At 45.3% G+C, this 13,009-nt stretch carries 12 protein-coding genes; all 12 read left to right on the top strand.

All coding sequences use genetic code 11. The annotated features are described in order from the left end of the window. Positions 1-8 precede the first annotated feature (8 nt). The 12 genes from L4D79_RS07570 (at position 9) to L4D79_RS07515 (ending at position 12,717) form a co-directional block, all read left to right on the top strand. Entirely contained in the window at positions 9-1,190 is a 1,182-nt protein-coding gene (locus tag L4D79_RS07570; protein WP_428649492.1) for an SIS domain-containing protein, read from the top strand. 12 nt (positions 1,191-1,202) lie between these two features. Continuing rightward, the gene (gene agaV, locus L4D79_RS07565) at positions 1,203-1,703 is read left to right on the top strand and encodes a PTS N-acetylgalactosamine transporter subunit IIB (RefSeq protein WP_428649489.1); all 501 of its coding nucleotides are present in this window, start codon (positions 1,203-1,205) and stop codon (positions 1,701-1,703) included. A 49-nt stretch (positions 1,704-1,752) separates the two neighbouring features. Then, positions 1,753-2,526: a PTS N-acetylgalactosamine transporter subunit IIC gene (gene agaW / locus L4D79_RS07560; RefSeq protein ID WP_428649487.1), complete on the top strand. Its 774-nt coding sequence runs from the start codon at positions 1,753-1,755 to the stop codon at positions 2,524-2,526. Beyond that, positions 2,516-3,409, top strand: coding sequence for a PTS system mannose/fructose/sorbose family transporter subunit IID (locus tag L4D79_RS07555; RefSeq protein WP_428649484.1), 894 nt, complete (start codon positions 2,516-2,518; stop codon positions 3,407-3,409). Before agaW ends, L4D79_RS07555 begins: the two co-directional genes overlap by 11 nt. A 75-nt stretch (positions 3,410-3,484) precedes the next feature. Then, positions 3,485-3,928: a PTS galactosamine/N-acetylgalactosamine transporter subunit IIA gene (gene agaF / locus L4D79_RS07550; protein WP_428649481.1), complete on the top strand. Its 444-nt coding sequence runs from the start codon at positions 3,485-3,487 to the stop codon at positions 3,926-3,928. Between the two features lie 2 nt (positions 3,929-3,930). Further along, a complete protein-coding gene (gene nagA / locus L4D79_RS07545; RefSeq protein ID WP_428649478.1) occupies positions 3,931-5,079 on the top strand; it encodes an N-acetylglucosamine-6-phosphate deacetylase in 1,149 nt (382 codons plus the stop codon). Positions 5,080-5,110: 31 nt separating this feature from the next. Further along, positions 5,111-5,941, top strand: a complete 831-nt coding sequence (gene kduI, locus L4D79_RS07540) for a 5-dehydro-4-deoxy-D-glucuronate isomerase (RefSeq protein ID WP_428649475.1) — start codon at positions 5,111-5,113, stop codon at positions 5,939-5,941. A gap of 93 nt (positions 5,942-6,034) precedes the next feature. Then, on the top strand, positions 6,035-6,790 hold the full coding sequence (gene kduD / locus L4D79_RS07535; protein WP_428649472.1) for a 2-dehydro-3-deoxy-D-gluconate 5-dehydrogenase KduD: 756 nt from the start codon (positions 6,035-6,037) through the stop codon (positions 6,788-6,790). 9 nt (positions 6,791-6,799) lie between these two features. Then, positions 6,800-7,882 (top strand): glycoside hydrolase family 88/105 protein, encoded by a 1,083-nt coding sequence (locus L4D79_RS07530; RefSeq protein ID WP_428649470.1) that lies wholly within the window; start codon positions 6,800-6,802, stop codon positions 7,880-7,882. A gap of 79 nt (positions 7,883-7,961) precedes the next feature. After that, complete coding sequence (locus L4D79_RS07525) at positions 7,962-8,756, top strand: Cof-type HAD-IIB family hydrolase (protein ID WP_428649467.1); 795 nt, start codon at positions 7,962-7,964, stop codon at positions 8,754-8,756. Between the two features lie 154 nt (positions 8,757-8,910). Further along, the gene (locus L4D79_RS07520; protein WP_428459591.1) at positions 8,911-10,041 is read left to right on the top strand and encodes an S-(hydroxymethyl)glutathione dehydrogenase/class III alcohol dehydrogenase; all 1,131 of its coding nucleotides are present in this window, start codon (positions 8,911-8,913) and stop codon (positions 10,039-10,041) included. Positions 10,042-10,281: 240 nt separating this feature from the next. Then, positions 10,282-12,717 carry a polysaccharide lyase 8 family protein gene (locus L4D79_RS07515; protein WP_428649465.1) on the top strand — a complete coding sequence of 812 codons (2,436 nt, stop codon included), beginning with the start codon at positions 10,282-10,284 and terminating at the stop codon, positions 12,715-12,717. Positions 12,718-13,009: the final 292 nt, after the last annotated feature.

Below are 13,009 nucleotides of genomic sequence, written 5' to 3'. Positions count from 1 at the left end.
GGAAAAATATGAACCATTATCTGGGCTACTCAGAGCAAGAGCTAGAACGCCTAAAAGGCTTCTGGACAGCCAAAGAAATTGAACAGCAACCAAGCTGCTGGCGCAAAACTGATGCAATACTGAAGGAGTGTTCTGTAACTATTCGTGAATTCATGGCTGACGTGTGTTCGCAGCCAGAGTTACGGATCATTATGACAGGAGCCGGTACTTCAGCATTTGCTGGTCGCGCTTTAGCGCCCCTGTTATCAGAAAAGCTTGAGCGCCGAGTGGAAGCGATTGCAACGACAGATATTGTGTCGAATCCAGCCCAGTACTTTGCTGAAGATATACCAACATTGCTGGTGTCTTTCGCACGCTCGGGCAACAGTCCTGAAAGTGTGGCAGCGGTTGAGTTAGGTAATCAACTCCTAACAAATTGTTACCATTTAGTGCTGACCTGCAATGCCGAAGGCCAGCTGTATAAAAACAGTCAGAATGATGCCAAGTCATTGTCTGTATTAATGCCAAAAGAAACAAATGATCAGTCATTTGCGATGACATCCAGCTTTTCTTCAATGATGCTATCTGCGCTTTCGATTCTTGATGCTAAGAACGATTACACGAAAGCAATTGAAACATTCAGTCAGTGTTCTGAGGAGTTGATCAAGGAATTTAATGCAAAAATAAGTGATATTGCAGCTTATGATATTGAGCGCGTAATTTACCTTGGTAGCGGCGGTTTACAAGGGCTTGCACAGGAATCAGCTTTGAAGTTACTTGAGCTTACCGCTGGGAAGGTTGTTGCAGCATTTGATTCGCCACTTGGTTTCCGCCATGGGCCTAAATCAATCGTTGACTCTAAAACAATGATTGTGGTTTTCATCTCAAATGATCCCCATACCCGTAAATATGACCTTGACCTACTCGCAGAGCTGCGCCGTGACAATATTGCCGGACAGGTAATCGCAATAACGGCACAACTTGATAAACGCGTTACAGAGGGTAACTACTGCTATGTACCGATGATGGACACGGCTACTGACGCAGAATTGTTATTTCCATATATTCTTTTTGCTCAAATTTATTCATTCCACCGTGCATTAGCACTGGGCAATACACCTGACAACCCATGTCCGACGGGAGAAGTAAACCGTGTCGTGCAAGGGGTAACTATCCACTATTTACATGACTCTTTAAATAATAAGAAATAAAGGAAGAAAATTATGACTGCACCCAACATTGTCTGGACCCGTATCGATGAGCGTTTACTTCACGGTCAAATCCGTATTACGTGGGGAAAACATACAGAAGCAAACCTTATTCTAGTTGCTAATGACGATGCAGCTGATGGGCCCAATGCGGCATTTATGCAAGCAGGTATGAAAGCGTCTGCTGGTGGTGAATATGCCGTTCGCTTCTTCTCTATCCAGAAGACTATCGACGTGATCCATAAGGCTTCACCAAAGCAAAGTATCTTCGTTCTGTGTAACAACCCAACAGATGTTGCTCGCTTGGTCGAAGGCGGTGTGCCAATTACTCACTGTAATGTTGGCAATATGCATTTCCATGAAGGCAAAAAGCAAATTGCGAAAACAGTGTCGGTTGATGAAAAAGACATCCAAGCATTTGAAGTAATGGTTGCGCGAGGTGTGACATGCACGATTCAGAACACTCCAGACCAAACGCCGGTTGATGTTTTAGAACTGGCGAAAGAGTCTGCTTAATTTTAAACCCTGATCCCCTATAAACAGAGATTTACACAAGGAATAAATCATGTTTTTTGAAGCTACGCTGGTCGCAGTATGGGCGTTCTTCTGTGGTATCGATAAATACGATGTCGCGTTGAACATCCACCGTCCATTGATCACCGGTCCTGTTGTGGGCCTGATCATGGGCGACATGCAAATTGGTCTGATTGCTGGTGCAACACTTGAACTAGCATGGTTAGGTCTCGTGCCTAACGCTGGTGCTCAGCCACCTGATGTAACACTTGGTACGATTGCTGCCGTCGCCTTTGCGGTAATGACGGGTCAGTCAGCAGAAGTTGCAATGGGTGTGGGTATGCCAATTGCCGTGCTTATGCAAATGCTAGTTATTGGTTTCTTTGCCGTAACATCATTCACCATGGGCAAGGCAGACCGTTTTGCCGAGCGGGGCGATTCAGATGGTATCGACCGGCTACTGATAACCACTATTTCACTTCGTGCACTTCTTTACTCAGTGGTTGCTTTCGTTACCGTTTACTTCGGTGAGCATGCTGCAACTTGGATTGATGAGAATGCCCCAACAATATTGTTAGAAGGCCTAGGTATTGGTGCTCGTATGGTACCGGCGATTGGTTTTGCAATGCTTCTTAAGATCATGTGGTCAAAAGAAGTGGCAGGTGTGTTCTTTATTGGTTTCGTAATGACAACCTACTTACATCTACCAGTCATGGCAGTCGCGGTGCTTGGCGCATCAGCTGCAGCACTGTACTACTTCTTCAGCGGTAACAATGGCAATGGAAACAGCAATAACCAAGTAGAGGAATTCGAAGATGGCATCTGATATCACAGCAGGCAAGCTAGCCGATAAAAACACTGATAAGCATGAAAATCTGGTTGATGGTATTGATGCCTATGAAGATACCGAAGTACGTCAGGTTATAAGTAAAAAAGATCTTTGGATCTGTTCTATCCGTGGCCTGTTCATGGAAGGTAACTTTAACTTCGAACGTATGCAGGCGGGTGGTTTTGCTTACTCTATTATTCCGGCGTTGAAGAAGATCCACGGTAACAATAAACGTGACTATGCGAAGTCGTTGAAGAACCATCTACAGTTCTTTAATGCGAGTCCAAAGCTGTTTACTTTCTTGCTAGGTACTGCCATCGCAATGGAAGAAAACAAAGAAAAACCTTCAACTGTGAACGTAATGAAAGTTGCAGGTATGGGGCCAACAGGTGGTATCGGTGATGCTATCGACCACATGACATTGATGCCGCTAACCTTAGCGTTGGGTGCATCGATTGCGATTGAAGGCTCTATTGCTGGTCCGTTTGTGTTCTTTGCTTTATACCAAGTTGTTCACTTCTTTGTTTACTTTGCTCTGATGTTTATGGGTTACAAAGCGGGTACTGCTGCAATGGTAAACCTCAGTGATGCAACTGAGCGCTTGGCCAAAGCAGCGAATATCATGGGTATCTTTGTTATCGGGGCGCTCTCGGCCACCTTCATACGGGTGCAAACCACGGCATCCGTTGAACTTGGGGGTAAAACGGTCGAACTGCAAGAGGCGCTGTTCGACAAGATTATGCCCAACCTATTACCACTGTGTTTAGTGTTCTTTATGTTCAAGATGGTGAAGGGGACTGGCTTCTGGGCGAAACCTCCGGTGTTGATCTTCGCAACTTTGGCCGGTGGTGTTGTCGGACACGCCTTAGGCATTCTGTAATAAACACGTTCAAACAATCAAATACATAAGTAATAAAAGGGGGCACGAGCTGCCCCCTTTAGTAAGGATTTTCAAATGATTGGTATTGTAGTTTCAGGTCACATCAACTTCGCTTCAGGTATGGGATCAGCAGTAAAAGCGATTGCCGGTGAGCAAGAGCAACTTGAATTTATTGATTTTGTTGAATCAATGTCGACAGGCGAGCTAGAAGTTGAACTCCGCCAGGCTGCGAAGCGTGTTGATGGTGGAGAAGGTGTGCTGTTCCTAACTGACATTCCTGGTGGTTCACCTTGTAACCGCGCACTCGCAATTATGATGGATACGGATAATGTTGAGCTAATCGCCGGTGTTAATTTACCGATGATCGCCAATGCTGCATTTGAACGTGATGGCGCAGAGATAAAAGAATTAGTTGAAACGCTACTTGAAATTGGCGGTTCCTGCATGCAGGACATGCGCAAAGAGCTAGAAGCCGTGATGGCACCAGCGCCAGAACTAGAATGTGAAGACGGATTGTAATTATGCGCTATGCCTTGCTTGCTGATCAGATATTTACACCTGAAGGGATCAAAACTGACACCGTTGTGGTTGTGGCTGACGGAAAAATTGAAGCCATCACAGCTTCAGTACCAACAGATTGCGATGTTATTCGGCTAACGGGCCAATCGCTAATGCCGGGGTTTATTGATATCCATATTCATGGGCGGCAGGGTTTTGATGTCATGGATGCAACAGATGAAGCGTTGCTGGCCATTAGTGAAGCATTACCGCAAACGGGTGTTGTTGGCTGGGTTGGAACAACCGTAACAGCCCCTTGGGATGACATTTTACTTGCTCTTAAGCAAATTCGGTCTTTTACCGGGCGTCCACAAGGGTACTGTGCCGAGCTACTGGGTAGCTTTCTTGAAGGCCCATACTTCACGGAGCCTCACAGAGGTTCACACCCGCCAGCTTACCTAAAAGCGCCAACACTCGATGAGCTTCGCCAGTTGCATGAAGCGGGTGGTGCTTCATTGCTACGTGCCGCAGTTGCGCCAGAAGCAGAAGGGGCAATGGAAGCGATAAGCTGGTTAAACGAACAAAATATCAAGACATCAGTTGCTCATACCGATGCCACATTTGACCAAGTAACGGAAGCTCATCGGCGTGGTGCTGATTGTGGCGTACATCTGTTTAACGGCATGCGTGGTTTACATCATCGAGAGCCGGGGTGCTGCGGTGCGGTGCTATACCACGACATGTTGGCCGAACTCATAGCAGACGGTGTCCATGTTAATCCGGTGATGATGCAGTTGGCTTACCGTATGAAAGGTTATCAAGGTATTGCCCTTATTACTGACTGCATGCGGGCTGGTGGTCTTGCGGATGGTGACTACCAGCTGGGTGCACAGACAATTACGGTGACCAATGGTGAAGCAAGAAGCCCTTGTGGTTCACTCGCGGGTAGTACATGTAGCTTGGATCAGGCGATTCGCAACATGGTATTCGATACCAAAGTACCGGCTTGGGAAGCAGTACAGATGGCTTCGTCGGTACCGGCTAAATACCTTGGTATCGAAGACCGCCTTGGCAGTATTTGTGAAGGGATGGACGCGAGCTTAACCATCATGAATACCGCACTAGAGGTTCAAGGAACATTAATTAAAGGCGAGTGGGTATACCGCCTTTAACGCAGAACAAAGAATTTTAAGAGGTTTTATAATGGATATTCGTCAACCGATTCATAGCGATCATGCAAAACAGCTAGATACTGAAGGATTAAGGGAGCAGTTCCTGATCGAAGGTATGTTCGAGCAAGGGCAGATAAACCTAACCTACAGCCATATTGATCGCATTATTGTTGGTGGTGCAGTGCCGACAACCGAAGCGCTGACGCTGGAAGGTGGCAAAGAGCTAGGTGTGGATTTCTTTCTTGAACGCCGTGAGCTGGGCGCTATCAATATCGGTGAGCCTGGTCTTGTAACCGTTGACGGTGAAACATTTGAAATCGGCCACCGTGAAGCTATCTATGTGGGGAAGGGGTCGAAAGAAGTGCTGTTTACCAGCGTGTCTGAACAGAAGCCGGCACGCTTTTATGTCAATAGTGCACCTGCTCATATGACTTATCCGACGCGCAAAATCACCCGCGAAGATGCCTCGCCAGAAACGCTTGGTAACCAGGAAAACTGTAATGTTCGCACCATCAATAAATACCTTCACCCATCAGTATTGCCGACGTGCCAACTGTCGATGGGACTGACGGAACTGGCTCCGGGCAGTCTGTGGAACACTATGCCGTGCCATACCCACGAACGTCGGATGGAAGTGTATCTGTATTTCAATATGAAAGATGACAACATTGTTTTTCATTACATGGGTGAACCGCAAGAAACTCGCCATATCGTCATGCGCAATGAACAAGCAGTGATCAGTCCGAGTTGGTCGATCCACTCTGGTGTAGGCACTGCGGCGTATACCTTTATTTGGAGCATGGTGGGGGAGAACCAAACCTTCCACGATATGGACCACATCGCTATGAGTGATCTGAAATAACCACACCTCTTATTAATTAATGATACGGCAAATATTATAGGCTCTATTTTTATGAGCCTGCCGTATCGTCGCGAATGATTATCAGGAATTAAAATGACTAAATTTGATTTAACCAATAAAGTTGCCATTGTTACCGGTTGTAATACTGGCCTTGGGCAAGGTATGGCTTTAGGTTTGGCAAAAGCGGGTGCAGATATAGTTGGTATTGGCCATGTTGAGGCTACTGACACTCAAAAGCAAATTGAAGCACTTGGCCGTAAATTTCATTACATTACTGCGAACTTAATGGAGCAAGACAACCTTGAAGTACTGGTTGCTGAAGCAGCTGAAGTGATGGGGCAGGTTGATATTCTTGTAAATAACGCAGGTATTATTCGCCGTGAAGATGTTTTAGAGTTTTCGAAAGAAAATTGGGATGATGTCATTAATATTAACCAGAAAACATTATTCTTTTTATCTCAGGCTGTAGCTAAGCAATTTGTTAAACAAGGTAATGGCGGTAAAATTATAAATATTGCCTCAATGTTGTCTTTCCAAGGTGGTATACGTGTTCCTTCTTATACGGCAAGTAAATCTGCGGTTATGGGCTTAACACGAGCATTGGCGACTGAGTTGGCTGAGCATAACATCAATGTGAACGCGATTGCCCCAGGTTATATGGCAACGGATAACACCGAGGCTCTGCGTGCTGATGAAGCGCGTAATGCTGCAATTCTTGAGCGTATTCCTGCTAATCGCTGGGGATTACCTTCCGATCTGGAGGGCCCTGCTGTATTCCTCGCGTCTTCTGCGAGTGACTACGTAAATGGATACACTATTGCTGTCGATGGCGGTTGGTTGGCACGCTAAGGGGCTATGATGACATTTGGAACCAAGCAACACATCCTTGATACGATGAAACGTGTTTATCGCTATCAGGCGGAAAACCAAACTCGCAGTGTGGTGCGTCGCAGTGGCAAGACTCGCTTTATTAAAGATACCGACTGGGAGCGCGGGGTATTCTGGTCTTGCGTTGCTGCTGCATGGAAAGCAACAGAGGACAAAGAGTATCTAGATGGGGTAATGAATTACACCCTACATACTGGCTTTAGAACAGGAGCATTTCCTCGTTTTGCTGATGACCATGTGTGTGCCCAAGCCTATCTGGATGTTTACCCGGAAATAAACATCCCTGAAGCGCTGGAACCAACCATTATGGCATTCGACATTATGCTTGATGAGCCGAAACCGGGCCATCGAGACTGGTGGTGGGTGGACTCATTGTTCATGGCACCGCCTGCTTTTGCGGCATTGTCGAAAGTGACTGGTGAGCGAAAGTATGTCGATTACATGCATACGGCATTTTGGGACTCGATTGACCATCTTTACGATCCTGACACAAAGTTGTTTTACCGCGACTACCGTTACATGCCTACAGAGGTAGGCCAGAAGTATCGTGATGAGTTCGGTGACGGTGGGTCAGAGTTTCGCGAAGCCAATGGTGAGAAGGTGTTTTGGTCACGCGGAATAGGCTGGATGCTGGCGGCTATACCACGATTGATGGCACGCTTTCCGGAAGGTTTTGACCAGCAGCAGCCATACCTTGAGTTGTTCAACAACTTGGCTGTAGAAGTGATCAAGTACCAGCAGGCTGATGGCTTCTGGCGTACCAGCTTGCTCGACCCGGAAAACTTCCCAGCCCCGGAAAGCAGTGCGACATCACTGTTCTGTTATGGCTTGGCATGGGGTATCAATACCGGTCATCTTGATCGTGAAACTTATCTACCAGTCGTAGAAAAAGCATGGCAAGCCCTACAGGGCAGTATTCATGACAACGGTATGATTGGCTGGGTTCAACTTCCTGCATTTAATCCAAGAGATGTGAAGTTTGAGCACAATATCGATTATGGTGCGGGCGCGTTTCTATTGGCGGCCACAGAAATTGCCGAACTAGCTGACTAAACTAAGGCTATAGAGCTGAAGAACCGATCATGACAATACCCAGCCTTGCTGGGTATTTTTTTATCATAAGGAGAGTGTGATGTATAAATTAGTCGTATCAGATTTAGACGGAACATTACTTACGCCCGACCATGTTATTGGTCAATATACCAAAAGTATTCTTGAACAGTGGGTTGCGAAAGGCTACCACTTTGTTTTTGCATCTGGACGACATCACTTAGATGTGTTCGGCATTCGTGAAAATCTAGGGCTTCCAGCTTATATCATTAGTGCCAATGGTGCTCGGGTGCATGACACTGATGGCAAGCTTGTATTAGGGCATGATGTTCAAAGTGATGTTATTGAACAAGTATTGGCAAGAATTGGGCATGATGAGGAACTCAATATTCACCTGTTTAGTGATGACGGTTGGCTATCAAGTAAAAGAAACGACGATATTGAAAAATATCACTGCATAAGTGGATTTGGTTATTCCTTGCTCCATCAATCAAATATGCCGTCTGAAAACATTGCCAAGCTATCGATGAGTCATCACGACCATCAGTATCTGGTTCAGTATGAACAACTGCTTTCTGTCATGCTATCGGGGCGAGCAAATGTGATGTTCTCCAGCCCATACTGTTTAGAAGTGACGGCACTGAAAGCAACCAAAGGCAGTGCATTGGAAGTTGTTGCAGCTCATCTTGGGGTGGAAAGGGAGTATACCCTCGCATTTGGTGATGCCATGAATGATAAAGAGATGCTGGAGTATGCTGGCAAGGGGTTGATTATGGGAACGGCACAGGATCGGCTAAAACAATGTTTGCATCGCCATGAAGTGATAGGCAGCTGCGCTGATGAAGCTGTGGCGAATTATATTGCTGCCTATTTGTAATGAAGTCGCCATGAAAATCATGATTATTACTGTTGTGTAATAGTTTTTTGTAATTTTAGCGGATTATCATTTTTTCATCGATCAATATAATGGCCTCCATCGAAACGGAACAGTTCGTTTCCACAGAATTTGATTTTGATGAAAGGATAAAAGAATGACTGCTCAGACAATTAAATCTCGTGCTGCTGTTGCTTGGGGTCCAGGCCAAAAACTATCAATGGAAGAAGTGGATGTAATGCCACCGCAAAAAGGCGAAGTCCGCATCCGCATGATTGCAACCGGTGTTTGTCACACAGACGCATTTACTCTATCAGGTGACGATCCTGAAGGGATCTTCCCATGTATCTTGGGTCACGAAGGTGGCGGTATCGTTGAGTCTATCGGCGAAGGTGTAACGAGCGTGCAGGTTGGCGACCACGTTATCCCTCTTTACACTCCAGAGTGTGGTGAGTGTAAGTTCTGTAAGTCGGGCAAAACCAACCTGTGTCAGAAAATTCGCGAAACGCAAGGTAAAGGCTTGATGCCAGACGGCACAACCCGTTTCTCTATTAATGGTGAGCCAATTTTCCACTACATGGGGACATCGACGTTCTCAGAGTATACGGTATTACCAGAAATCTCATTGGCGAAAGTAAACCCAGATGCACCACTTGAAGAGGTATGCCTATTAGGTTGTGGTGTAACAACAGGTATGGGCGCTGTGATGAATACAGCCAAAGTAGAAGAAGGTGATACTGTTGCTGTCTTCGGTCTTGGTGGTATTGGTTTGTCTGCCATAATCGGCGCACAGATGGCTAAAGCGTCACGCATTATTGCTATCGACATCAACGAGAGCAAGTTCGAGCTCGCTCGTAAACTGGGCGCGACAGATTGTGTGAACCCGAAAGATTTCGATAAGCCAATTCAAGATGTGATCGTTGAGATGACTGACGGCGGTGTTGACTACTCGTTCGAATGTATCGGCAATGTACACGTTATGCGTTCAGCGCTTGAGTGCTGCCACAAAGGTTGGGGTGAGTCTGTGGTGATCGGCGTTGCCGGTGCTGGCCAAGAGATCTCTACCCGTCCATTCCAGCTAGTGACTGGCCGTGTATGGCGCGGTTCTGCATTCGGTGGTGTTAAAGGTCGTTCTGAACTACCAGAGTACGTAGAACGTTACATGCAAGGTGAGTTTAAGCTAGACGACTTCATTACCCACACAATGGCACTTGAAGACGTTAATGAAGCATTTGACCTGATGCACAAAGGTGAAAGTATTCGTACCGTACTTCATTTCGATAAGTAATTATCACTTAGACTGAAGACAGTTTATCTTGTGATGTTTGAATAATTAGCCCCCTCCTTGCAGGGGGCTTTTTATTAACTCACTTTCATATTGATGTCTTTTTTTCTTTCGTTGGTGATATTCTTGGCGGAAAATGGCTTTGTTTTCTTTCATTTTATTGCATTGTGATCTTCATTGTTTTTCATTTGTATTCTTTTGCTAACGTTAATGCCTGATTATTGTGCAATGACGGAGGTAACAATGAAAAAGCTCCCCCTAATTTTTTCCATATCGGCAGCCTTAGCGACAGTCTCATTTTCATCTTGGGCGATAACACCTATAGAGCCAAACAACCTAATCAAGACAGAATTACGTAGTGTAGATCAGCAGGAATTTCATCAATTAAGAGTGCGTTGGGCCGAAAATTACCTTGGTGATCCCGAGATCCCTTTTGACGATAGACTGAAAAGCATGGTTGTTAGCACTAACAACAATGCCGAGAAGCAATGGCTATCAATGAATACTGAGGGTGATCGCCACAGTTTATGGGACGATCTTTGGCTAAATGAAGATACTGAAGAGGGGCGGGCCGTTTTAGGGCAAAACATTCGGGCTTCTTACCAGCGAATATTTACCATGGCCAAAGCTTATCGCTTAAGAGATGGGCAATATCAAAATAACCCAGAACTGCTAGCGGCAATTATTGATGGGATGGACTTCCTAAATACACATTATTACAAGGTAGGGGCGAAGGAGTGGGGGAATTGGTGGAATTGGGAACTGGGTACACCGCGTGATGTTCACAATATTCTCAGTTTGATTTATGACGATGTGCCACAACCTCTGGTATCTAACCATCTAGCAGCGACAGAGTACTTTACGCCAGAGGCAACACATTTGGGCGCGGGCCCTGGTGCCGCGTGGTCGAGTAACCCAAACTATAGAGAATCAACTGGCGGTAATAGAACCGATAATACGCAGGTTGTTTTGCTTCGTGGGATACTTGGTAATAACGCTGTAGAAATAGAGGAATCCATTGCCGCATTACCACCGGTACTTGAGTATGTCACCACCAGTGATGGCTTCTATCAAGATGGCTCATTTGTTCAACATTACGATATTGCTTACAACGGTACGTACGGCAATGTCCTCCTCAATGGGCTAGGGCTACAGATTAACCTCGTTGCAGGGTCTCCTTGGGAAGCAACCGATCCTACTCTACAAGAAATTTACCCGATTATTTACAAGAGCTTTGAACCATTCCTTTATAAAGGGACAATGCTTGAGTTTGTAAATGGCCGTGCTATTTCCAGACCTAAAGAGCAAGGCCATGATGTGGGACACCAAGTAATGCGCTCGATATTACATTATATCGATGGTGCGACACCAGAAGACCAATCTCGCCTCGAATCAATGCTTAAGACATTGATTAATGAAGATACCTTCCAAGATTTCTTTTCATCTACCAGCAATGTAGTGAACTACCAGAAGTCGGTGGTATTAGTGAATGACGAAACCATTCCTGAGCGAGGTGAGTTAGTCGGGCATTACAGCTATCCGACCATGGATCGAGCGATACACCGCCGAGATGGCTGGCTATTTAGCGTTGCAATGCATTCAAGCCGTTTAGGAAACTTTGAATGCATGAATGAAGAAAACCGTAAAGGTTGGTATACCGGTGACGGCATGTCTTATCTCTATAACGGTCAACTCGATCACTATACTGATTTTTGGCCTGCAATAGACAGTTATAAGCTGGAAGGAACGACTGTCGATAATCAGCTAATGCAGGAATGCGAAGGTCAGCGAAATGATATCAGAGGGGGCCGAAAATCTGAGATGGATTGGGTTGCTACCCTGAAGTTGGGCGATTTCGGTATCGCAGGTATGGATTTCTATAACTGGGATGAAACACTGACTGCGAAGAAGTCGTGGTTCATGTTAGATAACGAAGTTGTGATGCTGGGTTCCGATATTCAATCGAGCATAGGCGCAGAATTAGCAACGGTTGTGGCGAATCGCAAGGTTGCTGGTGAAGGGCAAACGAGCATCTATGTTAATGGAAAAAGCTGGGATAATAGTCAGGGTACCGTAGAAGACGTATCTAGCGTAAGTGTCCGAAACTCGGCGCTGAATAATAGCGATGTAAGTTATGTTTTCTTAGCACCAACGGATATTGAGTTAAAGCGTGAGCAGCGTATTGGTAATTGGTCTGAAATCGGTACTCGTGAGGGCGAAGTCGAAGCCACGTTCATTACAGCAGAACAAAAGCATGATACTGGGCTAAATAGTTATGCATATGCTTTGCTGCCTAATGCTGACAGTAAAGCCGTTAAGCGATTCACTCGCAATCCGAAACTCGATATTTTGCGTAATGATGACCAAGCACATGCAATTTTTGATAAGTCACTAAAGTTACTTGCTGCTAACGTTTGGACTGATCAAAAGGTGAAGATCAATAAGTCGTTAACCACATATAGCCCAATGGCGATCATGATCCAAAAGGATAAAGGTGGTAAACAACAAATCGCGGTGACTGATCCAGTGCAAACTCAAACATCGGTGCGTTTTAAGTTAGATAAAAAGGTGAAACTGATTTCTGACCCGCAGGGACGTGTCCAGCAACAATCAGCCAAAGAGTTGGTGGTTGATGTGTCTGATCTTAAAGGTATGAGCTACCAGTTTACGGTGAAATAGCTGCTTGCAGTACATTTAACTTTCTTATGAAAATCCTAACAGCCTCTCTGGAATCAGAGGGGCTGTTATACCCAAGCTACTTGAAGGTTCAGCGAGATTTTATAAGCTTGTGACAAGGCATTACACGCCTTTCGGACTATTTCAGACATTGTAGTGACGTTCATTGCTATGTCCTTTTCACCTTATTGATTAACCATTAGTTATGTTTAATCTTTCACTTGTTTTTCAATTTTGCTTTCACTTTTGCTTTTCTTCAAATTAATCACTCGAACCACCTTACGTTTACTTTTGA

The organism is Photobacterium satsumensis, assembly GCF_050336935.1.
Lineage (GTDB): Bacteria > Pseudomonadota > Gammaproteobacteria > Enterobacterales > Vibrionaceae > Photobacterium > Photobacterium satsumensis.
The sequence above is the reverse complement of the archived record's forward strand: the minus strand, read 5'-3'. Positions and strand labels throughout refer to the sequence as shown.